Origin of the sequence: Arthrobacter sp. ZBG10 (genome assembly GCF_001238605.1) — a bacterium.
Taxonomy (GTDB): domain Bacteria; phylum Actinomycetota; class Actinomycetes; order Actinomycetales; family Micrococcaceae; genus Arthrobacter.
In genome coordinates, this window is sequence record NZ_LFQH01000037.1 from 20,476 (window position 1) to 45,510 (window position 25,035).

Here is a 25,035-nt window from a genome sequence, read left to right on the forward strand (position 1 = left end):
AACACCAGTGACTGAATCGACAACCACCGTCCCGCCCACCGCGGACCAGGTGTTCCCGGACGCAGCGGGCTTTGGGTTCGCCGAGCTGCTAGTGCTGCTGAACCTCCGCCGCGGCCCGGCCGCCACGGACTCGGCCCGCGCCCTCCGGCTCGAAGCAGAGCTGGCGGACAGCTCGCTGCTCTCCGCCGGGGCTTCATCCCTGGTGGCCCGCGGCGCTGCCAGGGTGGAGGCCGGCGGCGGGCTTTCCGTGGAAGGCCCGGTGGCTGCCCTGGCCGCTGTGCTGACGGCAGCCACCAAAAGGGTGCAGGTCAACCTCCTGACCGCCGATGCCGTGGACAACGTCCTGGCCATCGAGTCCGCCGACTACCGGATGTTGCTGCAGCCCAGGGCCTACCTCAGCTGGTTCGCCATGGCCCAGCGGCCGGACATCACCCCGGCCGAGGCCACCTTCTTTATCATCCGCAAACACCTTGAGGACAACCCCTCGGGCGGGGCCACGGTGCGGCTGCTCGAGGATCCCGCCGCCAACCAGTTGCTGATCAAGCGCACCGGGACCGGCTGGACAGTGGGCTACGGCGTGCTGGACGGCCCGGCGGAAGCCATCCGCGAAGAGCCCGGACTCACAGACACCCAGGTCCTTGACCGCATCCGTTCGATCCGGCAGGACTGAGATGGACAACAGCAACAGCCCAACCGCCGCCGACCAGCAGGTCCGGGCGGACCACGAGCAGGCAGTGGCACACGGCGAAAACCGGGTCCTGATGCGCACCATTGGAGGCCGGCTGCACAGCTATGCCCGGGACGAGCTCGGCGTGGTGACCGCCAGTTCCCACCCCACAGTGCGCTCAGCCGGTGGCCTGCTGGTGATGACCGTCTTCTTCGCTGCGGTGGCAGCCTTTTCCATCCTGTTGGTGACCGGTCCCGCCACCCGCGGCGGCGACCCGATGTGGGGCGCCCTGGTTCTCACCGCGGCAGGCCTGGGTGGTGTGGCCTACACGGGCCGGCTGGCCGGGATTGCGGCCAAAGCGAAGCGCCTCCGCACCGAACGCGGGGTCCCCGAGCCGAGTGCCAGGCAGTTCGACTGAACCGCGCCGCTGCCAGGTCCCGGGCGCACTCCGCCGGGTGCCGCCGTCGTCCGCGTTTCACGAAACCCCGGCAGTGACGTAACCGACTGTCGACTCCCGGCCGTGAAGTCTAAACTGGACGAATGACTACAGCAGCTACCCCTTCTGTCGGCCTGGTCGGATGGCGCGGCATGGTGGGCTCCGTCCTCATGCAGCGCATGCAGGACGAGGGCGACTTCGCCAACATCAACCCGGTGTTTTTCTCCACGTCGAACGCAGGCGGTGCCGCCCCGTCCTTTGCGGATGGTGCCGGCAAGCTTGAGGACGCGTTCGACGTCGACACGCTGGCCAAGCTGCCCATTATCGTGACCGCCCAGGGCGGGGACTACACCAAGCGGGTCCACAGCGAGCTGCGCGGCCGCGGCTGGGACGGCCTCTGGATCGATGCCGCCTCCACGCTCCGGATGAACGATGATTCGATCATCGTCCTGGACCCAATCAACCGCGATGTGATCGACAAGGGCCTGGTCAACGGCACCCGCGACTTCATCGGCGGCAACTGCACCGTGTCCTGCATGCTGATGGGCCTGGGCGGGCTGTTCAAAAACGGCCTGGTGGAATGGGGCACGTCCATGACCTACCAGGCGGCGTCCGGCGGCGGTGCGCGGCACATGCGCGAACTGCTCAGCCAGTTCGGCACGCTCAACGCCGAGGTCAGCACCGAACTGGACGATCCGGCATCGGCGATCCTCGAGATCGACCGCAAGGTCCTGGCGCACCAGCGCACCGACATCGACGCCACCCAGTTCGGCGTGCCGCTGGCGGGCTCCCTGATCCCCTGGATCGACGCCGATCTGGGTAACGGGCAGTCCAAGGAAGAGTGGAAGGCCGGGGTGGAGACCAACAAGATCCTGGGTACCGCCGAGGAAAACCGGATCATCATGGACGGCCTCTGCATCCGGATCGGCGCCATGCGTTCCCACTCCCAGGCGCTGACCCTGAAGCTCCGCGAGGACCTGTCAGTAGCTGAGATCGAGTCGCTCCTGGCCGCCGACAACGAGTGGGCCAAGGTGGTGCCCAACACCAAGGAGGCGTCCATGGCGGACCTGACTCCGGTGGCCGCGTCCGGCACCCTGGACATCCCGGTGGGCCGGATCCGCAAGATGGAGATGGGGCCGCAGTACATCAGCGCCTTCACCGTGGGCGACCAGCTCCTCTGGGGCGCCGCCGAGCCGCTGCGCCGCATGCTCAACATCGCCACCGGCAACCTGTAGCCCCGGTTTCTGCGGCCCTGTCCCGTGTGGACGGCCTTGGGCAGGGCCGCTCAAACGGGTTTGAGCCGCCTGTAGTGGTCAGCCTGCCAGGAAGTCCCGGTAGCGATTGGCAGCCTTCACCAAGGCCGCCTTCGCTGCCGGACCGAGGGACCTGGCGGGGTCAAAAAGTTCAGGAACGACGGCGGCACCCGGCCCAGTACCTGCCAGCGCCCACGTACCGATCACCTCTCCCCCGGCCACCACTGTCTTTTTGAACACCCCGTTGCCGCCGGGCACGATCCGGTCCGCGTACTCCGGGGGGAGGACCAGGCTGCGGTCCTGGTACCCCAGCAGGAACTCGTCAAAACCCGGCAGCAGCAGCAGGGAACGCCCGCCCGGGATGCCGCTGTCCAACAGTGACGCAGTTTCCGGCGACAGCCAATACTCCGTCCCGCCGAACTCCAGCGGAACCAGTTGGCTCCGGATTCCTGCCAGCGCTGCCCGGACTTCCGTCAGCGGGATCTGCGTCCACCAGGCAAAGTCGCGGACCGTTGCAGGCCCGTGGCTGCGCAGGTACCGGAGCAGGAACTCCGCCACGGCCTCCGGCCGGGAGAGCCGGCGCGAGACCGGGATCCAGTCGTCAAAGGCCACCAGCAGCTGCTGGTTTCCGGCCAGCGGGCCCTGGACCAGCCAGCCGTGCCGGCACAGCGTCCCCAGGAGGTGGATCCCCCGCTGGCCCTGCGTGGGCTGCCCTGCGGCCTCGAACTCCTTGAACAGGTCCGTGCGGCTGACCGGCCCACCCGCGCTGATCCGCGCCAGGGCAGCGTCGCGGGACTTTTCAATATCCGGCCAGGTGATGTCCAGCTCCCGGAACCGGGCTGCGATGCTGCGCGTCAGTTTGTCGGCGGTGAGGTCCAGCATCCAGCCCAGGTCCTCGGGCGGCACCAGGTGCAGGGTGCCGCGCATGGGCCAGGACCGGACCACGGTGCCGGCGTTGAGCGCTGCCCGCACATCATTCAGCCCTGCGCCGGGTACCCGGACCCCCACGGCCCACATGGCCGCCGGCAGGTCCTGCGCCTGCATGGCCGTCATCCAGCGGACCGCGTCCGGGACCGAGGCAAAACCGGTCCCGCCCGCGCCGGGCACCGGGCCGGGAGCCCCGGCCAGGCCCTGGGCGGCGAGCCGCAGCCTGCCCATTTTCCTGCCGTCCAGCCGGTACCCCGCCGCTGCTGCCATGGCCCCATCCTAGGCATGCGCCGGACCACGCGGCGAGGGGCACCTGACCTGGACCGTTAGGCTGGACGTATGACTTTGGGGAGTTTGTGGCTTTTGCTTGCGCGCCGGACCCGGCTGTGGATGGTCGGCGGGACGCTGGCCGTCCTGGCGGGGACGGCGCTGGGGCTGCTTTCGCTGACCGCATTTGTGGACAGCGGCAGGTCCGAACCGCTGGCGCTGCTCCCCTCCATGGCCCTGAGCCTTGGCGGCGGCTACGCGGTGCTTTTCCCCGGCATCAGTGCCAGCCGCTGCAACGTCCGGATCCACCGCAACTGGCGCGGGCATCCGCGGACGGGCAGGTTCCTGTGGACCCTCTCGCTGGCCGTTGCCGTGGCCGGCCTGGGCACCTGCATCGCTGCCGGGACAGTGAATCCCCTGGCCCCCGGCGTCCTGGTGTGGATGTTTATGGGCGTCTACCTGGCCCTGGCCGGCTGGGCCACGGCCATCATCGGCGCCTCGGCCGCCGCCCGGCAGGACCAGCCGGAACCACTGCGTGCCGGAGCTAGAGTTCCAGGCCGATAAGCAGTGGCTCGGGGTGCAGGGCAATACCAAAACGGCGTTCGACGCCGGCCCGCACCTCGCGTGCCACGGCCACCATGTCCGCGGCGCTGGCTGCGCCGCGGTTGGTGATGGCCAGCGTGTGCTTGGTGGACAGCGACGCCCGCCCGCCGGAGACACCTGAAGGGTCCAGGCCGAAGCCCTTGCCGAAGCCTGCCTGGTCGATCAGCCAGGCAGCGGAGAGCTTGACCAGCCCGCCCTCGCCCGCAGGGTACCGGGGAGCATCGGCCGGCAGTGCCGCTGCGAGGTCCGCAGACACGATGGGGTTGGTGAAGAAGGAACCTGTGGAGGAGGTGTCGGGGTCGGCCGGGTCCAGGACCATGCCCTTGGACGCGCGCAGCCGCAGGACCTCACGGCGGACGTCGTTGGCGTAGGCGCGCTTGCCCGGTTCCACGCCCAGCGCACGGGCCAGTTCCGCGTACCGGATGGGGGCGCTCATCCGGCCCAGGGGCAGCTGGAACTCCACTGTCAGCACCACGTAGCGGGGCGAGCCGTTAACGGTGGTCTGCTTGAGGATGGAGTCCCGGTAACCGAACTTGAGTTCGGAGCTGGTGAAGGTCTGCACGGCGTTGCGCTGCCGGTCCCAGGTGCGCACGGCGGCGATGGTCTGGGACACGTCCGAGCCGTAGGCACCCACGTTCTGGACCGGCGTCGCGCCCGTTGAGCCTGGAATCCCGGCCAGCGCCTCGATCCCGGACCAGGCGTGCAGCACCGCGTGCCGGACCAGGGCGTCCCAGTTGTGGCCCGCCTGCACCACCACTGCCACGCCGCCGCAGGAGTCCTCGGCGTTGACGGTAAACCCCTCCGAGGCGATCCGGAGGACGGTTCCGGGGAACCCGTCGTCGGACACGAGGAGGTTGGAGCCGCCGCTGATGATCAGCAGCGGGACGCCGGCGGCATCTGCGGTGCGGACGGCGTCGATGATCTCCGCCTCGGTGCGGGCTTCAATGAAGGTGCCGGCCGGGCCGCCGACAGCGGCCGTGGTGAGCTGGGAAAGCAGGGTGGGAGTCACCCATCCACAATACTAGGGAAAGTCAGGCGGCCTTCCGGGCCACGGGTGAGAGCACAAAGCTGACCACCAGCATCACCATCACGGCGAGCAGGGAATGCAGGATGCCCACATGTTCGGCCAGCAGGCCAAGCAGCGGCGGGCCGCACAGGAAAGCCCCGTAACCGATCGTGGACACCACGGAGACCCTGGCGGCGGCCTTGGCGGGGTCGTCGGCAGCGGCGGACATTCCCACCGGGAAGCCCAGCGACGCACCGAGGCCCCAGATGGCCAAGGCCACGTACGCCACCCACGGGACCGGGGCGAAAACGAACAGGCCCAGGCCGAGAACCGCCATCGCGGCGCAAAAGCGCATCACCGGCACCCGGCCGTACCGGTCAAGGACCAGCGTCCCGGCGAACCGGCCAATGGTCATGAAGGTGACGAACAGGCCGTACCCGGCTGCACCGGCCGCGTCTGACTGGTGGTGGCCGTCCGCGAGGGCCAGGGCCACCCAGTCGCCGGCGGCACCTTCGGCCAGCGCCAGCCCCAGCACCATCACGCCGAGCAGCAGGGTCCGCCGGTCCCGCCAGGCCTGGGCGATCTGCCGTTTGCTGTCCAGCGGTGCGTCCACCGGCTCCGGCTGGCCGGCCGGGGCGAGCACCGGGATGGGCCCTGTGGCGGGATCGCCGAAGCTGTCCGCCGAATAGGTCCGCTCCCCCGCTACGGGGGTAATGTCGGCACGGAACCAGGACGCCGCCGTCGCCACCGAAACGGCCACCACCGCGCCGGCTGCGGCCAGGTGCCAGAACACGGGAACGGAGATTGCGGCCGCCCACGCGCCCAACCCGGCGCCCGCCACGGTGCCCAGGCTGAACGCGCCGTGCAGCCGGGGCATGATGTGCCGTCCGAGGGCACGTTCGACGGCGGCCCCCTCCACGTTCGAGGCGGTGTTCCAGCTGGCTGTTCCCAACCCGATCACTGCCAGGCCGGCGGCTGTAGCCACGGGGCTGGCCAGCACGGAGGTCCCGAAGCCGGCCAGCAGCAGGCCGCAGCCCACCATGACGCTGCCTGTCCGGATGGTGCGTTTGGATCCCAGCCGCAGCACAATCAGTCCCGATGCGGACACTGACACAAACGAGCCCAGGGTCATGCAGAGCAGGAGCAGGCCGATGTTGCCCGGTGTCAGGTCCAGGCCGTCGCGGATGGCAGGGAGCCGGGACACCCAGGACGCGAAGGCCAGGCCGCTGGCGCCGTACGCCACTACAACGGCGTTGCGCCAGGAGCTGACCTGGGTGGTGGTGGCTGCGGTGGTCAAAGCCGTCGGCTCAGGAAACCCGGACGACGGCCTGGGCCTTCATCAGGACTTTCTGTCCGGCGGCGGTGACGGTGAGGTCCACGCGCGCGGTGCGGGCCTCGGCGTCGAGCTTTCCGATGGTGCCGGTGACCTCGATGGTGGCGCCGGCGTCGGCCGTGCCGGTGGTGTCGGTGACCACCACGGGCTTGGTGAAGCGGGTCTGGAAGTCCATCACGGCGGCGGGGTCGCCGGCCCAGTCGGTGACCAGCTGCACCACGGCGCCCATGGTGAACATGCCGTGTGCGATCACGCCGGGCAGTTCCACGCCGGTGGCGAAGGCTTCGTTCCAGTGGATGGGGTTGAAGTCGCCGGACGCGCCCGCGTATTTGACCAGGTCGGTGCGGCTGACCTCAAGGGTGCGGCTGCCGATTTCCTGGCCGGCGCTGAGTTCGCTGAAGGTGGGGCTCATGGTTACTGTCCCTCTCCGCGGACCAGGATGGAGGATGTGGTGGTGGTGACCTGTTCGCGGCCGCCTGCTGCGTCCACGGCGAAAATCTCGGAGCGGGTGGTCAGCATCGCGCCGCCGCCCATGGACCGGACGCCGTCCACGTGCAGTTCCGCGACGAGCCGGTCACCCGCGAAGATGGGCCGGTGATGCGTGAAGCGCTGGTCGGCGTGGACCACGCGGGTAAAGTCGATGCCGGCCTCCGGGTCCTCGATGAGCTGGGCGTCGGCGCGCTGGGCGATGATGATGGCGAACGTGGGCGGCGCCACCAGGTCCGGGTGGCCCAGGGCGGTGGCGGCGTCAACGTCAAAGTGGGCGGGGTGGGTGGCCTTGACGGCGCGGGCGAACTCGCGGATCTTCTCGCGGCCAACGTCGTACACCTCGGCGGCAGGGTAGCTGCGGCCCTGCAGGTCCGGATTGATAGTCATGGACTCCAGCCTATCGCCAGCCCGGCGGCAGGCCCGTCAGCGCCGCAGGTTCCGGCGGATCGACTGGCTGCGGACCACCATGGCCACGATGTGCAGGACCAGGCCCAGGCCAATCACCGGCAGGGACGCGATGGCGAGGCCCTGGTTGCCGCTGGTGTTGCCCACCAGGTTCAGGACGATGCCGATGGCGATGAGTCCCATCGCGCTGAAGACCATGACTTTGTAGGAGGTGGGCGCCGTGGCCCAGAATTCGTTCAGCACCGTCCCAGTTTACCGGGCCTTGTCAGAACAGCTGTTCCTGGATGGCCGGGACCTCTGAGTCAAAGCTGCCCAGGACCACGGTCCGGGCCGCGAGCCCGCCAAGGTTCACCACAAAAGCGGCGTCCGAACCCGTCAGGTGCGCCAGGGCGTTGGTCCCGCTCAGCCCGGTAACCCGGAAGCCGTGGCCGCCGCCGTCCAGGGGGTGCGGGTAGGCATGCCGGGGCGTCGCAGCGTAGAGGGGCGCGGCCTGCGCCGGCCGGATCCACTGCTCCGCCACAGGGGTATAGGGCTCGACGGCGGCGCGCGCCAGCAGGGTCCGCACCTCACCGGCGCGGCGGGCGTTGATGGCGTCGATCTCCGGCGCGGCCAGCGGCTGGAGCAGCGCTTCGGTTTTGGCTGCGGACCGGATCTGCTGGGTGAGGGCCAGGTCCGCGGTGACCTGGTCCTCCAGGACGCGGACGGCCCGGCCATCGGCCGTGTGGGCTACGTAGCGGGCTGCGACGGCGCCCTGCTCCGCCAACCGGTTCCACTTCCGCGGGCCGGAGGCGGTGCCCACTTTGGTGGCGCCGCCGGCGAAGGTGGCCACGTACAGCCAGTGCTCCTGCATGAGGTAGCTCCGCAGCCCGGGCGGGACCCGGCCGCCGCGGTGGAAGTCGTGGATCAGCCGGGAGTCGTCCAGCATAAAGCACTGCCCGCACTGTTTGCCCTTGGTGGCCGGGCTGGCCTTGGCGCAACGGACGTGCGTGCGTGATCCGGCGGAGTGGACCACCTGGTGGCCCAGGCAGAACCGGCCCGGAGCCGCGACCCGGAAACCGAGCCTGCTCCCCGGAGCCAGCCCCACGTTGCGGAAGTCCCCCTCCGGTGACTGCAGGCGCAGGACCGGAGTGCCGCCGTCGGCCGCTGTTCCGGTTGCCGGCGGCCCATCCCAAAAGACCCCGTGGACCAGGTACGGGGCCACGGGGTCTTGGGAGGGTGCGGTGGAGGGCATTACAGCGCCGGCTGCACCCCGAAGGCCACGGCGAGCTTCATGATCTTTTCGGCGCGGCCCAGGCGGGGCAGGTCGGAGCCGTCACGGATGACGCGGCCGTTGGCCTCGAAGTCGTTCATGAAGTCGGTGGCCCAGGCGACGTCCGACGGGGTGGGGCTGATGACTTCGTTGATGACGGGGGTCTGGTCGATGGCCAGGCAGAGCTTGCCGGTCATGCCCATCATCACGGTGATCCCGGTCTGCTCGCGCAGGATGGGGTGGTTGGTGCCCACGGTGGGACCGTCGATGGGGCCCGGCAGGTTGCCCACGCGGCTGGCCACAACGAGCTTGGCGCGGGGGTAGGCCATGGCTTCGGCAGTGGCTGCCATGCCGGTGTCGCGGCGGAAGTCGCCGGAGCCGAAGGCCAGGCGGAAGGCGCCCTGGGCCTTGGCGATGTTGTTGGCTTCCTCGATGCCGATGGCGGATTCCACCAGCGGGATGACGGGGGTCTTGCCGTCCATGCGGTGGAAGCTTTCGGTGACCTGGTCCGCAGATTCGGTCTTGGCGAGCATAACGCCCAGCAGTCCGGGGGTGCCGCGGAGGCCGGCGAGGTCATCGGCCCAGAACGGGCTGGTGGCATCGTTGATGCGGACCCAGGCTTTGCCGCCCCCGGTGAGCCAGTCGATCACATGGCCGCGCGCCTGGTCCTTCTGCGAAGGGTCAACGGCATCTTCAATATCCAGGATGATCGAGTCGGCCCGCGACACCGCGGACTGGTCGAAGAGCTCGGTCTTCATGGCGTTGACAAGCAGCCAGGAGCGGGCGATTTCAGCGGGGATATTCCGTTCGGACCTTACGGTTTCGGTGGAAATGGTAGACGTCATGCCTCTACCGTATCTGGCGGGGGGCGCCCTGCGCGAAGCATTATGGGCCCGCGGACCGACCAATACGAACAAAACCGAATGTGACCGGCGCGCCACCCAACTGACTCGCAGTTGTTGTCGTTATGGGCGGTCAAAACGACAACAAGTGCGAGTCAGTTGGGGAGGGTCAGGGGATGTTGCTGCCCCGCGCAGTGACCCACAGGCCGTACCACTGCGCCCGGGTCATGGCCGCCGCCACCCGGCGGGCATCGGCGCAGGCCTGGATCCGGGCCGGGTTGACCGTACCGATCACGGGTGCGATCCCGGCCGGGTGCTTCATCAGCCAGCCCAGCAGGACGGACTCCCCCGTGGTGTCCAGTTCCGCGGCAAGGTCCGCCACGAGTGCTGCCGTGGCCAGGTCCGCCGGGCTGGCATCCGCGGGTGCGGCACCCGTGTACAGCCCACGCGCCAAGGCACCGTAGGCCTGCAGGGTCACGCCGTGGGCGGCACAGTATTCCAGCGTGCCGCGCGGGAAGCTGTAGGCCAGGTCCTCCGGATGGTTGACCAGCACCTGGCTTTCCAGCCAACCCCGCGCCAGCAGGCTCAGCTCCAGCTGGTTGGCCACCACCGGGGTGTCCAGCCGGTCCTGCAGCGCACCGATCTGCGCCCCGGACATGTTGGACACCCCCAGGTGCCGGACTTTCCCTTCTGCCATCAACTGCCCGACGGCGGCCGCCACCTCCGCGGGGTCCGCCAGCGGATCCGGGCGGTGCAGCAGCAGGACGTCGACGTAGTCCGTCTGCAGCCGGGCCAGGCTGCCGTTGACCCGTTCCAGGATGGCGTCCCGGCTCAGGTCGTAGTGCGTTTCCAGGCCGCGTTCGTTCAGCCTGATGCCGCACTTGGTCTGCAGCCGGATCCGGTCCCGCAGGCCCGGCGTGGCGGCCAGGACCTCGCCGAACACCTGCTCGGACTTGCCGTTGCGGTAAATGTCGGCATGGTCGAACAGCGTGATGCCGGCAGCCAGCGCGGCCTGGACGGCAGCGGAGGCCTCCGCTACCTGCTCCGGGCCGTACGGGTCATCGGACCAGCTGCCGCCCAGGCCCATGCAGCCGTAGATCAGTTCCTGCATCAGGCTCCCCGCCGCCGGCGCACAGCAGGCATCAGCGCAGCCAGGCGGTGGTGCTGGCGGGCAGCTTGCCGTCCTCGAGCGGTCCGCTGGCCACCAGCACGGTACCGGCGGGAAGGTCCACGGCGGTATCCCCGAAGTTGGTGACCGACTGCCAGCCGCCGGGACGGCTGAAGTGCAGCACCTCCGGGTTGCCGGTTTTGTGCCAGGTGAGTTCCTCGGCACCCTGGAGTTCGCGGCGGAGCTTCAGGGCGGTCCGGTAGAGCTCCAGCGTGGAGCCGGGGGTGCCGTCCTGGGCCTCCACGGCGTAGGAGCTGAACCAGTCCGGCTGCGGCAGGTGGGCGCCGCCGTCACCGAAGCCGAAGGAGGTCCCCTCCACCTTCCACGGCAGCGGGACGCGGCAGCCGTCGCGACCAATCTCCACACCCTTGTTGCGGAAGAACGTAGGGTCCTGGCGCTCGGCGTCCGGAATGCCTGCCACTTCCTGCAGCCCGAGTTCCTCCCCCTGGTACAGGTAGGCGGAACCGGGAAGCGCGAGCATCAGCAGGGTCGCGGCACGGGCCCGGCGCTCACCGAGGGCCATGTCCAGGTCTGCTTCCGGTCCGCCGGCCAGGAGCCAGCCCTTGCCGTCCTGGCCCTTGGCGTGGTCTTTGCCCTTGGAGACCTGCGGCAGGCCGTAGCGGGTGGCGTGGCGGACCACGTCGTGGTTGGAGAAGACCCAGGTGGAGGATGCGCCGGTGGCCTCGGCCTCGGCCAGGTTCCGCGTGATGATCGCCTGGTATTCGTCGGCGTCGAAGTCGGCCTGCAGGAGGTCGAAGTTGAAGGCCTGCCCCAGTCCTTCCGGGCTGGCGTAGCGGGCCCTGCGGGTGGCGTGCACCCAGGCCTCGGCCACAGCGGTGCGCGGCGGGTTGTACTCGTTGAACACCGCACGCCATTCGGCGTAGATCTCATGGACTTCGTCGCGGTCCCAGAACGGGTGCGAGCCATCCGGGAACCCGTCCGTGCCCGAGTTTGCCTCGGAGAGGTCCGCCTTGGCGATCAACGGTTCGGTCAGGTCCTTGGTGAGGGCATGCGCCACGTCCACGCGGAAGCCGTCCACGCCACGGTCAGACCAGAACCGGAGGGTCTTCAGGAAGTCGTCCCGGATTTCGCGGTTGGACCAGTTCAGGTCGGGCTGCTCCTTGGCGAAGATGTGCATGTACCACTGGCCCGGGGTGCCGTCCGGTTCCGTGATGCGTTCCCAGGCGGGGCCACCGAAGACGGAGTCCCAGTCCGACGGCGGGAGGTCGCCGTTTTCGCCCAACCCGTCGCGGAAGATGTAGCGGTCGCGGGCGGCTGAACCCTTGGGAGCGGCAAGCGCCTCCTGGAACCATACGTGCCGGTTGGACGAGTGGTTGGGGACGATGTCTGCGATCAGCTTGATGCCGGCGCCGTGGAGCGCAGCGGACATTTCGGCGAAGTCCGCCAGGGTGCCCAGCTTCGGATCCACATCGCGGTAATCGTCCACATCGTAGCCGCCGTCAGCGAGGGCGGAGGGATAGAACGGGCTCAGCCAGACGGCGTCGATGCCCAGTTCCTTCAGGTAGGGAACCTTCGCCGTGATGCCTTTGATGTCGCCCAGTCCGTCACCGTTCGAATCCGAAAAGCTGCGCGGATAGATCTGGTAGACGGACGCCTGGCGCCACCAGTTCGCGTCAGTCAGGCGATCGGAGTCGGTCAGGGTTGCCAGCGTGGCGGTGGTGGGCAAGGGAGGTTCCTTTTCTTAAGTGGGGGTTTTGTGGTGGTTTTGCCGTCTCTTCGGACAGTACCTATCCGCGGGCGGGCTGTAAACCATCGGGAAACGGCTTAAGGACGCGGGCCGGGCCCTGGCCAGAGTCAGCACCATCCCGCGGCCAACGATTTATTTTGATTCTAAATTTAGTTGTTCAAGTATTATGGCGGGCAGGCAATCGGAAGGTCAAGACGATGATGGACAGCACAGCGGCGACGCCCCAGCTGCTGCGGCGCGTCAGCTCCGGAGCAGTCCTCGGTTATATGCGCGCCTCGGCCGCCGTGACCGTCACCGAGATCATGGCCGCCACCGGCCTGACCCGGGCCACGGCCATCTCCGTGTGCGACGAGCTGGTCCAGCGCGGCTGGCTCCGGGAACTGGAGAACCAGCGCGCCCACGGGGACTACCGCAAAGGCCGGCCTGCCCGCCGCTTCGAGCTGGATGAACAAGCCGGCTGCGTACTGGGGATGGACGTAGGTATCTCCAAAGCCACCGTGGTGGTGGCCGATCTCCGCGGTAAGGTCCTGGGCCGTGCCACCTCGGCCTTTGCCGGGGCGGAAATCTCCGCCGGGGAACGCATCACCGTCATTGACAGCACCGCCCTGCGGGTTCTCGAGTCCGTGGGCGCCACCCCGGACTCGGTCTTGGCCGTGTGCGCCGGCATCGCCGCCCCCGTGGACCGGCACGGTGAGGTGTTGCTCAGCCAGCGGTTCTGGGGATTGTTCGACGTCGGGCTCCGCGACGCCCTGCGCGACCGGCACGGCTGGAAGGTCCTGCTGGAAAATGACGCCAACCTCGCGGCGCTCGGCGACCGGTGGCGCGGGGCAGCCATGGGCGTGGAGGACGTGGTGGTCATCCTGGGCAGCGAGCGGCTGGGCGCTGGCATTGTGGACGGCGGGCGGCTGTTGCACGGCCTGTCCGGCGGCGCCGGCGAGCTGGCGTTCCTGGACATGGTGGAAGGCGTGGGCGACACGTTCGGCATCGCCGCCCTCGCCAGGGACTGGGCAGCGGCGGAATTGGCCGCCGGCGCCAGCACCAGCCTGCGCCGGCAAGCCGGCGCGGAGCAGGTTTTCGCCGCCGCTGCGGCTGGAGACGCCGTGGCGGTACGGATCCTGGACCGGATCGCAGACCGGATGGCCCGGGTGGTAGGCGCCGTGGGCACATTCCTGAACCCCGAGCTGGTGGTCATCGGCGGTGCCGTGGCCGGCTCGGCCGGTGTACTCCTGGCCCCCATCACGGAGCGGCTGGCGGAATTCACCGCCACTCCCCCACGGGTGGCCGTCTCGCCGCTGGGCGACGCGATCGTCACCGTGGGTGCTGTGCGCTGCGCCCTGGACTACGTGGAGCGCCACTCCCTGGACTTGGAGCTGGCAGCAAACATCGGGGCCTGAGCCCGCCCGGGCCTCATTCGATCAAGTCCTATTCGGGCATGATCATGGTGCGCAGGTCGAGCTGCCGCAGCACCCTGTCCGCCACTTCCGGATCCATGTCCGGCTCGTTCCGGGCCAGCACCACTTCCTGCCGGGCCGCGTCCAGGGCGATGGTCTGCACGGCGATGGCCAGCTCCCGCCCACGTTCGCGTTTGTCCGCCAGCGGCTCGTTGCGCAAACTGCCGTCCAGCAGTTCGGCGTGCAGCCGCTTCATCCGTTCCCGGACCAGTGCCACCTTCTCCGGCGGCAGGTCCTTCATCAGGTTGTGCTGCTTCAGGGCAGCGACGGCGGCCGTCTGGGCCCGCTTGGCCAGCACCCGGGCGGCGTCCCGCTCCTCGGATCCGTCCTGGGAGGCGTTCAGCACCCGCATCAGCCACGGCAGCGTCAGCCCGGGCAGGACCAGGGTGGCCAGCAGCACGGCGCAGGCAATCACCAGCAGGTGGTCCCGGGCCGGGAACGGCGTCCCGTCCGCCAGGGTCAGCGGCAGGGCCAGGGCGAGTGCCAGGGTGGCCAGGCCGCGCATGCCGCACCAGGTGAGGATCAGGACTTCCTTGGCCGAAGTGGGCTGCAGCAGGTTCTGCCGTTTCCGGGCCCCCATGGCCAGGATGGCCAGCCACAGGAAACGGGCAGCAAACACCAGGACGCAGACCACGGCGGCCACCCCCAGCATCCCGTAGATGGCGGACCCTTCGGCGTGGATGACCTGCCGGATCTCCAGCCCCACCAGCCCGAACGCCAGGCCCGTGACCAGCAGTTCCACCACGTCCCAGAACGCGGTCCGGGTGACCCGCTCAGCGGCGTCCTGCGGCCGGGAATGCCGCTGCATCTCCAGCGCCGTGACCACCACGGCGATCACACCCGAGGCGTGCACCTCCTCCGCGAGGATGTAGGCGGCAAACGGCACCACCAGGGTGACGGCGGTGCGGGCCACCATGGAGGTGACCAGCCTGGTGACCAGGGCAATCAGCCAGCCCATGGCGACGCCCACCACCACCGCAAGTGCCGCACCGATCACAAACTGCAGGACGACGTCGGGCGATATCCGGGTGCCGCCCACGGCAGCAGCCACGGCTGCCTGGAAGATGACGATGGCGGCGGCATCGTTGAAGAGGCCTTCGCTCTGCAGGACGGTGATGAGCCGGCGTGGCATATGGACCCGGCCGGCCACGGATTCAACGGCGACCGGGTCGGGCGGGGCCACCATGGCGCCCAGGGCGATCGCGGCGGGGATGCCGATGCCCGGGATCATCAGCCACGCGGCGCCGGCCACCACGGCGGTGCTGATGACCACCAGGGCCACCGCCATCATGATGAGTGTCCGCCAGCGGACCCGGAAAACGGCCCACGAACTTCGCTGGGCGGTGGCGAACAGCAGGGGCGGCAAAAAGATCGGCAGGATCAGTTCCGGCGCAATGTCCAGGTCCGGGAACCCCGGGATGAACGTCAGCCCCACGGCGAGCAGGAGCATCAGGACCGGGTAGGGAAGCCGCAGCCTGTCGCCCAGTCCCACGGCGAGCACCGTGGCCAGCAGAAGTCCGATGATAAGTGCCAGCTGGCCCATGTGCCCACTTCCTGCAGCCGGGGCTGCCTGCAGGCGGTGGAACCTCCGGCCGCCCCGTCCACCCTATCCGCCGGGCCGGGGCGCCGGTGGTTAGTCCACCGACTCCAGCGCCGAGGACACGGGCAGTGAGCCGTCACGGAAGCTGATGGTCCGCTTGGCCGTTGCGGGCAGGTCCAGTACGGCGGCCGCGACGATGGCCACGTTGGTGCGGGACGTGTCGCCGCCGCCCTCGGGATCCGGATCCACCTCGATCCGGCCGGTGCCGGGGCCTTCAGTCAGGGTGCCGGGGCCCAGGATGGTCCAGGCCAGCTCCGTGCCGCGCAGGTATTCGTCAGCGTCCGCCTTGGCCTCGGCGTAAGCGAAGAAGCTGTTGCTTTCGGGGACGCCGTGGTCCTTGCCGGCGCCCAGGTAGGACACCATGACGTAGCGGTCGACGCCGGCCTCCGCCGCCGCGTCCATGGACCGGATGGCGGCATCACGGTCCACCGCATAGGTCCGTTCCGGGCTGCCCCCGCCGGCCCCGGCGGACCAGACCACGGCGTCAAGGCCCTGGAACGCGGCGGCGAGGTCCGCCGTCGTCGAGTTTTCAACGTCAAGGACCGACGGCGTTGCGCCCGTCGCCTCGACGTCGGCGCCATGGTCGGGGTTGCGGATGAACGAGGTGACGGTGTGGCCTTCGGCCGCCAGGAGGGTGGACAGGTGGAGGGCCACTTTGCCGTGGCCGCCGATGATTGCGATTCGGGTCATTGACCCATTCTGCCCTCAGGGACGGACAGCGTAGCGCAGATAAAGTACGCCGCTGGCGAACCGCCGCTGTTCCAGCAGCTCAAACGAGGCCGCCAGGCCTGCGGGCAGGAACGGCAGCCCGCCGCCCACGGCCACGGGGACGATGAAGAACCGGCATTCGTCCACCAGCCCGGCTGAGAGCGCCGCACCGGCAAGGGTGGGCCCGCCGATGCCGATGGTCCCCTCCGTGGCGTCCTTGAGCCTGCGGATGTCGTCCGGGCGGAACTCCCGCTCCAGGCGGGTCCGGGCGGTGGTCACGGCGTCCAGCGTGGCCGAGTACACGGTTTTGTCCGCCGCCTGCCAGATCCGGGCGTAGTCCTGGATCTGGGGTGCATCCGCCGGGCCGCCCATGTCCTCCCAGACCGACATGACCGCGTACATGCGGCGGCCAAAGAGGTAGGTCCCCACCTCCCGCTCAAGGTCGTTGATGAAGGAGTGAACCTCGGCGTCCGGGGCGCCCCAGTCGAACTTGCCCTGCCGGTCCGCGGTGTAGCCGTCCAGGGAGGCGATGGTGGAGTAGATCAGCTGGCCCATGCGCCAATTGTGCCCGCCTCAGGCCCTGCGGGCCATCACCAGCTGCTGGGCCAGGGTCCAGGCGTTCGAAGCCGTCCAGTACACCAGCACTCCGAGAGGGAAGTACACCCCGCCCACGGCGAACACCAGAGGCAGGACAAACAGCAGGCGCCGTTGCAGCCGCCCGGCCGGATCCAGGGCACTGCCAGGCAGCGCCCTGGAGAGGACAGCACGCTGCGCCAACACCTGGCAGGCGGCCATCACCACGATCATGCCCACAGCAAGCAGGGCAACGGCGCCTGCCTCACCGCCACCATGAAGGAGGGACGCGGACAGCGGAGCACCGAGAATGGCGGCGGCATCGAACTGGACCACTTGCGCGGCGTCCAGCGCTGCGAGTCCTGCCCCGCTGCGTGCTGCAACGGGGATCCCGGACAGCACCTGGAATGCTGCCAGGAAGAAGGGCGCCTGGAGCAGCAACGGCAGGCACGCCGCAAACGGATTGGTGCCGTGCTCCTTGTAGAGCGCCATCTGCTCCTTTGCCAGCGACTGCCGGGAGGCTGGATCCGTGCGGCCGGCATAGCCGTCCTGCAGGGCCTTCAGGCGGGGCTGCAGCTCTCGCATCCCCTCCTGCGCCCGGACCTGGGCCAGGAACAAGGGAAGCAGAACCGCCCGGAGCGCCAGCACCACACCGATGATGGCCAGGGTCCACGTCCAGCCGCTTTCTGCCGGCAGCCCCACGGCGGCCAGGCCGTCGTGAAAAAGCAGCAACGCGCCGGATACAAGCCACCTGAACGGCGCCAGCACCGCATCAGCAAAGTCCACCCAGTCCCCCAACCGCCGGTTCCTGCCAAGCTACTGCGGATCCGGGCGCTTGTCACGGCTGCGGCTCCGGCCGGACAGCAAAAACCCCCGGCATCCTTGACGGATCCGGGGGTCTTGTCCTGTAGCGGTGGGGAGGCTCGATCTCCCGACCTCACGATTATGAGTCGTGCGCTCTAACCAACTGAGCTACACCGCCACGAATGAGAAAAACCTGCGCCAAGCCGGTCAAAACCGCCTTGACACAGGCCCTCATTCAGAGCCCCCCACCGGAATCGATCCGGTGACCTCGTTCTTACCAAGAACGCGCTCTACCACTGAGCTAGGGGGGCAACGAAGAAATACTCTACCGGAAGTTTCAGCTCCCAACAAATCGGCGCCGGGACCCGTCCCCCGGGTCCGCTGCAGCCGTGCCGGCGGCCTGCCTTGGGCCCGCTTTCCGCGCCAATACAGGCATCCGGGACCGCTGGCGGCGCCCCGCACCGACGTGCCACGCCGTCAAAAGACGTCCGAAGGCGGCGATCCAGCCGCGGGATGTGGCGAGCCACACACCGAGCCGCGGGGTGCCGGCGCCCCGGCACCCGGGCGGCAGGGCGCCGTCGGCCGCTCCAGCACCTGGTTTAACGCAAAAGGATGGGCCGGCTCGAAAGCCGGCCCATCCTGGAAGCGTCAGACTAGCTGACGTTTACCACTTGCCCTTGCGGTTGAAATCGCGCTGGCCGCCCTCGCCGCGCGGCTTGCGGGAGCCGTCGCCGTGGCCGCCGAAGCGGGAGTCGCTGGCCTGGCCGCGGCTGGCGCCGGACTCGGAACCGAAGGAGCTCTGCGAACGCTCGCTGTACGTGCGGCCGCCACGGTCAGCGGAGGACCGCTCGCCGTCGTTCTTGCGGAAGTCCTTTTTGAACCCGCCGTTGCCCTTGAAGTTTCCGCCGCCGCTGCCGCCGCCGGAGTAACCGCCGCGGTCGCCGCCACGGTTGCCCTGGTACGCGCCACGCTCGCCGCCGCCGGACGGCTTACGTCCGTTGTCCAGTTCGAGGTGGATCAGCTCGCCGCCGATCCGGGTGCGGGACAGTGCCTTCAGCTGGTCGGCGCTGAGATCCGCGGGGAGCTCCACCAGGGAGTGGTCCGAGCGGATGTCGATGCCGCCGATCTGTGCGGAGGAGATGCCGCCTTCGTTGGCAATGGCGCCAACGATCGAACCGGGCATAACGCGCTGGCGGCGTCCCACGGCGATCCGGTAGGTGGCGTTGCCCTCGGTGAGGGTGCGGGTGGGGCCGCGGGAGCCGAAGCCGTCCTTGGCGCGTTCGCGCTTCTGGAACTCGGGAGCTGCGGGCAGTTCCTTGACCAGGAGCGGCTGGCCGCCCTGTGCCATAACGGCCAGTGCAGCGGCGATCTCCGCTGCCGGCACGTTGTGCTCTTCCTCGTAGGAGGAGATCAGGTCGCGGAAGGCCGAGACGTCCTGCGACGCCAGGGTTTCGGTGATCTTTTCGGCGAACTTGCCCAGGCGCAGGGTGTTGACCGTCTCGGCGGTGGGCAGGTGCATCTGCTCCACCGGCTGGCGGGTGGCCTTTTCAATGGACCGCAGCAGGTACTTCTCGCGCGGGGTCATGAACAGGATGGCGTCGCCGGAGCGGCCTGCACGGCCCGTGCGGCCGATGCGGTGCACGTAGGACTCGGTGTCGTGCGGGATGTCGTAGTTGACCACGTGGCTGATGCGCTCCACGTCGAGGCCACGGGCGGCGACGTCGGTGGCCACGAGGATGTCGATGCGGCCTTCCTTGAGTGCGTCAACGGTGCGCTCGCGCTGCTGCTGCGGGATGTCACCGTTGATGGCGGCGGCCTGGAAGCCCCGCGCCTTCAGCTTGTCGGCGAGGTCCTCGGTGGCCATCTTGGTGCGGACGAAGGCGATGACGCCGTCGAACTCTTCAACCTCGAGGATGCGGGTCAGGGCATCGAGCTTGTGCGGGCCCATGACCTGCAGGTACCGCTGGCGGGTGTTGGCGCCGGTGGTGGTCTTGGACTTCACCGAGATCTCGGCCGGGTTGTTCAGGTACTGCTTGGACATCCGGCGGATCTGGCTCGGCATGGTGGCGGAGAACAGAGCCACCTGGCGGTCCGAGGGGGTCTGCTGGAAGATCTGCTCAACGTCCTCGGCGAAGCCCATGCGGAGCATTTCGTCGGCTTCATCCAGCACCAGGTACTGGAGTTCGGACAGGTCCAGGGAACCCTTGGAGATGTGGTCGATGACGCGGCCGGGGGTACCCACAACAACCTGGGCGCCGCGGCGGAGGCCGGCAAGCTGCGGGCCGTAGGCCGAGCCGCCGTACACGGGGAGGACCGTGAAGTCATCGATGTGCTTGGCGTAGGAGGTGAAGGCTTCGGCAACCTGGAGCGCGAGCTCGCGGGTGGGTGCCAGGACCAGGGCCTGGGTCTTGCGGGACGGGCCGTTCAGGTCGTGCAGTTCAGCAAGGCGGGACAGGGCCGGCACTGCGAATGCTGCAGTCTTGCCGGTACCGGTCTGCGCCAGGCCCACAACGTCGCGGCCCTCAAGCAGCAGCGGGATGGTGGCGGCCTGGATGGGTGAGGGCTTCTCGTAGCCAACATCCTGCAGGGCGGCCAGGACGCGGCCGTCGATGCCGAGGTCGGCGAACTTGATGCCGTCCTCGTCGTCGCCGGCTTCCGGGGCGGCGGCGGGGGCCTCTTCGGCGACGGGAGCCTGAGCGGCCGGCGCTTCTTCAGCAGCCGGCGCTTCTTCGACGGGTGCCTGTGCAGCCGGAGCCTCTTCGGCAGCCGGAGCCTCTTCGGCGGCGGGTGCTTCTTCAGCGGCCGGCGCTTCTGCGGCCGGCGCTTCTTCAGCGGCGGGGGTGTTCAACGCGGGGGCGTCGCCGGCTTCGATGAAGGTGGCAGCGGCGTCGACGTGTTCGTTGTGATTTTCGGGCATAGGGAAGTGTTCCTCATCCATAGGGGGCCAGGCGGCACAACCCGAGGTGAGCGGAGCCGCAGTGCGTGTGACACGATGCGGCCGGGCAAACGTTGACCGGCCGGTCACTGGAAGTCCGGCGCTTTCGCAATCCCGTGGCAGGACTTCCCGCTGCATCTCTTGGCTGCTATCCCAGCAGTCTGTACAGCGTTTTCTTTAGCCGGCTCTCCCTATGAAAATGCCCGCATCGCTTGCGCGGGCCCCAACACTTGCCAGTCCTGCCTCAAAAATTGGGCAGGAATAAGGGATTTCCGGAGTGGGGGATATTTCAAGTGTACCGGACGGACCCGCAGGTATGGTAATCAGCGGGCACGACGGCGCCGGTGAGCTTGGCCACACGGCTGCGGCAGGGTCCCGGTGCAGTCCGCCGCCCCGCCTCACGCCCGCGAGATGGCACTTCGCGGCAATGTCCGGCGCGGACATTGCCGCTAAGTGCCATCTCGCGCAGTGGAGGGGGCGGAGTCAGGACGAAAGCTGCCGCTGCAGCGCCTCGAACTTCTTCCTGAACTCGGGCTGCTGGAGCCGGATCTCGCCGTCGGCGTCTGCATCCTTCAAGGCCTCCATGGCCTCGGCGTCCGGCGCGCTGAACCACTGGCCCACCGTGATGCCGTGGGTGGGGATGAAAGTGCGGTGGATGTGGTCCCCCGCCTGGATGGTGCCGGTGCGAAGCACCCGGAGGTATGCGCCCACCCGGCCCGCCTCGGTGAACCGCTTGACGAGCCGGGCCTCGCCCAGGCGCCGCTGGAACGTGGCGCAGGGCGTGCGGGGGGAGGTAACCTCCACCTCAACATCCAGGCCGATCTTCCAGCGTTCGCCGATCACGGCTCCGGTGGCGTCCAGGCCCGCCACCCGCAGGTTCTCGCCGAAAACTCCGGGCGGCATGTCCCGCTGCAGCTCGTCTGCCCAGAAGTCAGCGTCCGCCTGGGAGTAGGCGTAAAGGGCCTGGTCCGGGCCGCCGTGGTGGACCCGGTTGGCCTGGATGTCGCCCTGCAGGCCCAGCCGGTGGACCTTGACCGGGCCGTCCGCCGCCCGCTTGTCGATGGCAGTCACGCCCACACTTGAAGCGTCGGGCAGGAGCTGATGGACTCGGCACACGGCAAGGAGGGACGGGGTTTCCATGGCTCCAGTGTAGGTCCCGGCAACTATGGGCAGTTCTCCCCTGTTTCCTGCTCGCCGCCTGAACCCCCAGGGACTACGCTGATTTCAGGATTGCTATTGGGGGTGCAGCGCTGTGCCCGTTTCGCGTGGACTACAGAGGGGGACCATTGGACCCGAACAAAGATCCGGAACCCGGCCAGGCTGGTGGCGGCGACGCCCAGGCCGGCAAGGGCAGCTCCCCCAAGCCACCGCCGTGGCAGGTCCCCAAGCCTGAGCTTCGCCCCGACCTGCTGAACGAACCCGTGGCCACGGTGGACCCGTTTGCGCAGGACCGGGAGAAGGAAGCCAAGGAGGGCGCCGCCCGCAAGAAGCGGTCCCAGCGGCGCACCGTGGTGGTGGGCCTGGGCGTGACCGCGCTGCTGGCCGGCACCATCACCGCCGTGGTGGCCAGCAACCAGGACGATCCCGAATACGCGCAGGTCTGCTTCAACGACGAAACCGGCGAGCGCGTGGAGGACAGGAGCTGCGACAGCTCCGCCGGCCGCAGCGGCGGGATCTACGCCTGGTACTTCTACTCCCGGGGGGCCACCGTCCCGTCGGTGGGCCAGAACCGGTCCACCGCCCCCAACTACACGCGCACCGTTCCCAGCGGCGCCAAGGCCGCCACGGGCTACAAGTCCAGCGGCGGGACCGTTGACCGGGGCGGATTCGGCACCTCCGCCAAAAGCGGCGGCACCAAAGTGGGCGGCTGAACGTGCGGCGGATTGCCTCCGTGCCCCGACCCGGCTGGAAAGAGAAGATCGAGGAGCAGGGCCTGGTTTTCTCCACCACCACCATGGACGACGGGCGGAAGATCGAATACTGGAACGAGTCCGCGTATTACGAGTTCACCGCGGACGAGGTGGAAACCCTCGAAAACACTGCCGAAGAAATGCACCGGATGTGCCTGGAAGCCGCCAAGTACCTGGCCACTGGTGCCATGGGCGGGATCGGCATCGGCCAACAGGCCCTCGAGCTTGCCGGCGAATCGCTGCTGGCCGCGGACGTGGACGTCTACGGCCGTTTCGACTTCATCTATGACGGCCGCGGCGGACCGGCCAAAATGCTCGAGTACAACGCCGACACTCCCACGGGCCTGATCGAGGCATCCGTGGCGCAGTGGTTCTGGCTGCAGGACGTGTTCCCTGCCAAGGACCAGTGGAACGGCATCCACGAGGCCCTCATCCGGCAGTGGAAAAAGGTGCAGTACCGCACGGGCATGAGCACCCTGCACATTGCCCATTCCGAGGTGGAGGAATCCGGTGAGGACTGGATGACCGCCGCGTACATGCGGGACGTGGCCAGCCAGGCCGGGTGGACCACCATCGGCATCAACATGTCGGACATCGGCTGGGACCCCAACCTGAACCGGTTCGTGGACATGGACAACTTCATGATCAGCACCATGTTCAAGCTGTACCCCTGGGAGCTCATGATGAAGGAGCCGTTCGGGCACCGTCTGCTGGAACGCTCGCACAACCCGCGCTGGGTGGAACCCGCGTGGAAGATGCTGCTCTCCAACAAGGCCCTGCTGGCCGCCCTCTGGCATCTCTACCCGGACCACCCCAACCTGCTCCCGGCCTACCTGGACGGGCCCGGCCCGCTGAAGGAGTGGGTGGCCAAGCCGCTGCACGGCCGCGAAGGGGACAACATCCGGATCCAGGCCAACGGCATCAGCCTGGACCAGCCCGGCGATTACGGCCGTGAGGGCTGGTGCTACCAGCAGTACCACCAGCTCCCGGATTTTGACGGCAACCACCCGGTCCTTGGCCTGTGGGTGGTGGACGGCGAATCGGTGGGCTGCGGCATCCGCGAATCGGACGGCCCCATCACCGACTACTTCTGCCGCTTTGTGCCCAACACCATCGACGCGCCCGCGCCGCTTTCGGCCCAGGCCAACACCAGCAAGGCAGGGATCGCACTATGAGCACGGAAACCACAACGGCGGGAGGCCCGGGCGGTGCGCCCGGCGCCGGCGTCCCCGCCAAGGGCCTCCGGGCAGGCATCCTGGACCTGGGCGACTCCGTCATGCTGGGGCTGGCGTCCACGGCCCCGGTCTACTCCCTGGCCGCAACCCTGGGCCTCATCGTGGCCATCAACGGCAACTACACGCCGCTGATCCTGCTGCTGGGGTTCATCCCCGTCCTGTTCATCGCCTTCGCGTTCCGGGAACTGAACAGCGCCATGCCGGACTGCGGCACCACCTTCACCTGGTCCCGGCGTGCCTTCGGGCCGTGGGCAGGCTGGCTGGGCGGCTGGGGTGTGGCGCTCGCCGGGATTGTGGTCCTGGCCAACCTGGCCCAGGTGGCCGGGCAGTACCTGTGGCTGCTGATCGGCGACGGCTCCCTGGCGGGCAACAAAGTGGTGGTCACGGGCACCGGCCTGCTGTTCATCGTCCTGATGACCCTGGTGAACTACCGCGGCATCCGGCTGGGCGAACACGTCCAGCGGGTCCTGACCTACGTCCAGTACATCGCGCTGGGCATCTTCGCCCTGGCCATCGTCATCCGCATCACGGCCGGTCCGCCGGAGGGCCAGGCGTTCGACTTCGAGTGGTTCAACCCGGCCGGCGCCTTTGCCGATCCAGGGGCCGTGGTGCATGGCGCCCTGCTGGCCCTGTTCATCTACTGGGGGTGGGATACCTGCCTGGCCGTCAACGAGGAAACCGAGAACCCCGCCACCACACCGGGCCGCGGCGCGGTGATTTCCGCCGTCGTACTGGTGGCCATCTATGTCTCCGTGGCGCTGCTGGTGATGATGTACGCCACGGTGGGCCCGGACGGCATCGGGCTGGGCAACGAAGCCAACCAGGCGGATGTTTTCCTTGCCATGAAGGACGTGGTGCTGGGGCCGTGGGGCTGGCTGATGGTGGTGGCCGTGCTGGCGTCGGTGCTGTCCTCCACGCAGACCACCATCCTGCCCACCGCGCGCGGCACCCTGTCCATGGGGGTGCACGGGGCGCTGCCGGCGAAATTCGGCGAGGTTCATTCGAAGAACCAGACGCCCGGGTTCTCCACTCAGGTGATGGGCGGCGCGGCGGCGGTGTACTACGTGGCCATGAGCTTCCTGAGCGAGAACCTGCTGGCCGATTCCATCAGCGCCATCAGCCTGTTCATCGCCTTCTACTACGCGCTCACCGGCTTCGCCTGCTTCTGGTACTTCCGCGGCACCCTGCGCGATTCGGCCCGGAACCTGTGGTTCCGCGGCATCCTGCCGCTGCTGGGCGCACTGGTCCTGACCGCCGCGTTCTTCATCTCGGCGGTGCAGATGTGGGACCCCGCGTATGGCGACACCAGCATCTTCGGCGTCGGCGGCGCCTTCATCAGCGGCGTGGTGCTGCTGGCCCTGGGTGTGGTGCTGGCCGTGGTATGCCGGTTCCTGCCGTCGACGCGGGGGTACTTCACGGGGTCCGCCCGCCCCAAGTAACTCGCAGTTGTTGTCGTTTTGGGGGCT

The 25,035-nt window shown here is 68.6% G+C and carries 24 protein-coding genes and 2 tRNA genes; 8 read left to right on the forward strand and 18 right to left on the reverse strand.

The window, feature by feature from the left end; genetic code table 11:
* Positions 1 to 7: 7 nt before the first annotated feature.
* From ACU18_RS09565 to asd, 3 genes are all read left to right on the forward strand, one after another.
* Positions 8 to 670 carry a hypothetical protein gene (locus tag ACU18_RS09565; RefSeq protein WP_050685322.1) on the forward strand — a complete coding sequence of 221 codons (663 nt, stop codon included), beginning with the start codon at positions 8 to 10 and terminating at the stop codon, positions 668 to 670.
* A 1-nt stretch (position 671) separates the two neighbouring features.
* Positions 672 to 1,085 (forward strand): hypothetical protein, encoded by a 414-nt coding sequence (locus ACU18_RS09570; RefSeq protein WP_050685323.1) that lies wholly within the window; start codon positions 672 to 674, stop codon positions 1,083 to 1,085.
* Positions 1,086 to 1,207: 122 nt separating this feature from the next.
* Positions 1,208 to 2,338, forward strand: a complete 1,131-nt coding sequence (asd, locus tag ACU18_RS09575) for an aspartate-semialdehyde dehydrogenase (RefSeq protein ID WP_050685324.1) — start codon at positions 1,208 to 1,210, stop codon at positions 2,336 to 2,338.
* Between the two features lie 78 nt (positions 2,339 to 2,416).
* On the opposite strand, the gene ACU18_RS09580 is transcribed toward asd, so the two are convergent.
* Positions 2,417 to 3,553 carry a winged helix DNA-binding domain-containing protein gene (locus ACU18_RS09580; RefSeq protein ID WP_050685325.1) on the reverse strand — a complete coding sequence of 379 codons (1,137 nt, stop codon included), beginning with the start codon at positions 3,551 to 3,553 and terminating at the stop codon, positions 2,417 to 2,419.
* A gap of 69 nt (positions 3,554 to 3,622) precedes the next feature.
* On the opposite strand from ACU18_RS09580, the gene ACU18_RS09585 reads away from it, so the two are divergent.
* Entirely contained in the window at positions 3,623 to 4,114 is a 492-nt protein-coding gene (locus ACU18_RS09585) for a hypothetical protein (RefSeq protein WP_157407659.1), read from the forward strand.
* Here ACU18_RS09585 and ACU18_RS09590 read toward each other — a convergent pair.
* The 9 genes from ACU18_RS09590 to ACU18_RS09630 form a co-directional block, all read right to left on the reverse strand.
* Positions 4,095 to 5,162: a UDP-N-acetylmuramate dehydrogenase gene (locus ACU18_RS09590; protein ID WP_050685327.1), complete on the reverse strand. Its 1,068-nt coding sequence runs from the start codon at positions 5,160 to 5,162 to the stop codon at positions 4,095 to 4,097. The two genes, ACU18_RS09585 and ACU18_RS09590, sit on opposite strands and share 20 nt — an antisense overlap.
* 22 nt (positions 5,163 to 5,184) lie before the next feature.
* Positions 5,185 to 6,456 carry an MFS transporter gene (locus ACU18_RS09595; RefSeq protein WP_050685328.1) on the reverse strand — a complete coding sequence of 424 codons (1,272 nt, stop codon included), beginning with the start codon at positions 6,454 to 6,456 and terminating at the stop codon, positions 5,185 to 5,187.
* 10 nt (positions 6,457 to 6,466) lie between these two features.
* Positions 6,467 to 6,904, reverse strand: coding sequence for a MaoC family dehydratase (locus tag ACU18_RS09600; protein WP_050685329.1), 438 nt, complete (start codon positions 6,902 to 6,904; stop codon positions 6,467 to 6,469).
* Positions 6,905 to 6,906: 2 nt separating this feature from the next.
* Positions 6,907 to 7,368, reverse strand: a complete 462-nt coding sequence (locus ACU18_RS09605; protein ID WP_050685330.1) for an FAS1-like dehydratase domain-containing protein — start codon at positions 7,366 to 7,368, stop codon at positions 6,907 to 6,909.
* 36 nt (positions 7,369 to 7,404) lie between these two features.
* On the reverse strand, positions 7,405 to 7,629 hold the full coding sequence (locus ACU18_RS09610; RefSeq protein WP_050685331.1) for a DUF3188 domain-containing protein: 225 nt from the start codon (positions 7,627 to 7,629) through the stop codon (positions 7,405 to 7,407).
* A gap of 22 nt (positions 7,630 to 7,651) precedes the next feature.
* Positions 7,652 to 8,617 (reverse strand): DUF2797 domain-containing protein, encoded by a 966-nt coding sequence (locus tag ACU18_RS09615; RefSeq protein WP_082178264.1) that lies wholly within the window; start codon positions 8,615 to 8,617, stop codon positions 7,652 to 7,654.
* Complete coding sequence (locus tag ACU18_RS09620; protein WP_050685332.1) at positions 8,617 to 9,480, reverse strand: HpcH/HpaI aldolase/citrate lyase family protein; 864 nt, start codon at positions 9,478 to 9,480, stop codon at positions 8,617 to 8,619. The genes ACU18_RS09615 and ACU18_RS09620 overlap by 1 nt, the downstream gene beginning before the upstream one ends.
* A 166-nt stretch (positions 9,481 to 9,646) precedes the next feature.
* Positions 9,647 to 10,588, reverse strand: a complete 942-nt coding sequence (locus ACU18_RS09625) for an aldo/keto reductase (RefSeq protein ID WP_050685333.1) — start codon at positions 10,586 to 10,588, stop codon at positions 9,647 to 9,649.
* A gap of 31 nt (positions 10,589 to 10,619) precedes the next feature.
* Positions 10,620 to 12,332 (reverse strand): glycoside hydrolase family 13 protein, encoded by a 1,713-nt coding sequence (locus ACU18_RS09630; protein ID WP_050685334.1) that lies wholly within the window; start codon positions 12,330 to 12,332, stop codon positions 10,620 to 10,622.
* A 218-nt stretch (positions 12,333 to 12,550) separates the two neighbouring features.
* On the opposite strand from ACU18_RS09630, the gene ACU18_RS09635 reads away from it, so the two are divergent.
* Entirely contained in the window at positions 12,551 to 13,747 is a 1,197-nt protein-coding gene (locus ACU18_RS09635; protein WP_050685335.1) for an ROK family transcriptional regulator, read from the forward strand.
* Between the two features lie 28 nt (positions 13,748 to 13,775).
* On the opposite strand, the gene ACU18_RS09640 is transcribed toward ACU18_RS09635, so the two are convergent.
* From ACU18_RS09640 to ACU18_RS09675, 8 genes are all read right to left on the reverse strand, one after another.
* Positions 13,776 to 15,347 (reverse strand): Na+/H+ antiporter, encoded by a 1,572-nt coding sequence (locus ACU18_RS09640; RefSeq protein WP_050685336.1) that lies wholly within the window; start codon positions 15,345 to 15,347, stop codon positions 13,776 to 13,778.
* Between the two features lie 90 nt (positions 15,348 to 15,437).
* The gene (locus ACU18_RS09645; RefSeq protein ID WP_050685337.1) at positions 15,438 to 16,094 is read right to left on the reverse strand and encodes an SDR family oxidoreductase; all 657 of its coding nucleotides are present in this window, start codon (positions 16,092 to 16,094) and stop codon (positions 15,438 to 15,440) included.
* Positions 16,095 to 16,109: 15 nt separating this feature from the next.
* A complete protein-coding gene (locus ACU18_RS09650) occupies positions 16,110 to 16,667 on the reverse strand; it encodes a dihydrofolate reductase family protein (protein WP_050685338.1) in 558 nt (185 codons plus the stop codon).
* 18 nt (positions 16,668 to 16,685) lie between these two features.
* Positions 16,686 to 17,471 carry a membrane protein insertase YidC gene (yidC, locus tag ACU18_RS09655; RefSeq protein WP_231686042.1) on the reverse strand — a complete coding sequence of 262 codons (786 nt, stop codon included), beginning with the start codon at positions 17,469 to 17,471 and terminating at the stop codon, positions 16,686 to 16,688.
* 122 nt (positions 17,472 to 17,593) lie between these two features.
* A tRNA-Met gene (locus tag ACU18_RS09660) sits at positions 17,594 to 17,667 on the reverse strand.
* A gap of 61 nt (positions 17,668 to 17,728) precedes the next feature.
* Positions 17,729 to 17,800: transfer RNA gene (locus ACU18_RS09665), tRNA-Thr, on the reverse strand.
* Between the two features lie 353 nt (positions 17,801 to 18,153).
* Entirely contained in the window at positions 18,154 to 20,406 is a 2,253-nt protein-coding gene (locus ACU18_RS09670; protein WP_157407661.1) for a DEAD/DEAH box helicase, read from the reverse strand.
* Positions 20,407 to 20,907: 501 nt separating this feature from the next.
* Complete coding sequence (locus ACU18_RS09675; protein WP_050685340.1) at positions 20,908 to 21,564, reverse strand: MOSC domain-containing protein; 657 nt, start codon at positions 21,562 to 21,564, stop codon at positions 20,908 to 20,910.
* Between the two features lie 146 nt (positions 21,565 to 21,710).
* Between ACU18_RS09675 and ACU18_RS09680 the strand changes: the two genes are divergently transcribed.
* From ACU18_RS09680 to ACU18_RS09690, 3 genes are read left to right on the forward strand one after another with little or no spacing between them, the layout of a single operon-like run.
* Positions 21,711 to 22,295, forward strand: a complete 585-nt coding sequence (locus ACU18_RS09680; protein WP_050685341.1) for a hypothetical protein — start codon at positions 21,711 to 21,713, stop codon at positions 22,293 to 22,295.
* Positions 22,296 to 22,297: 2 nt separating this feature from the next.
* Positions 22,298 to 23,509: a glutathionylspermidine synthase family protein gene (locus tag ACU18_RS09685; RefSeq protein WP_050685342.1), complete on the forward strand. Its 1,212-nt coding sequence runs from the start codon at positions 22,298 to 22,300 to the stop codon at positions 23,507 to 23,509.
* On the forward strand, positions 23,506 to 25,008 hold the full coding sequence (locus ACU18_RS09690) for an APC family permease (RefSeq protein WP_050685343.1): 1,503 nt from the start codon (positions 23,506 to 23,508) through the stop codon (positions 25,006 to 25,008). Before ACU18_RS09685 ends, ACU18_RS09690 begins: the two co-directional genes overlap by 4 nt.
* Positions 25,009 to 25,035 lie beyond the last annotated feature (27 nt).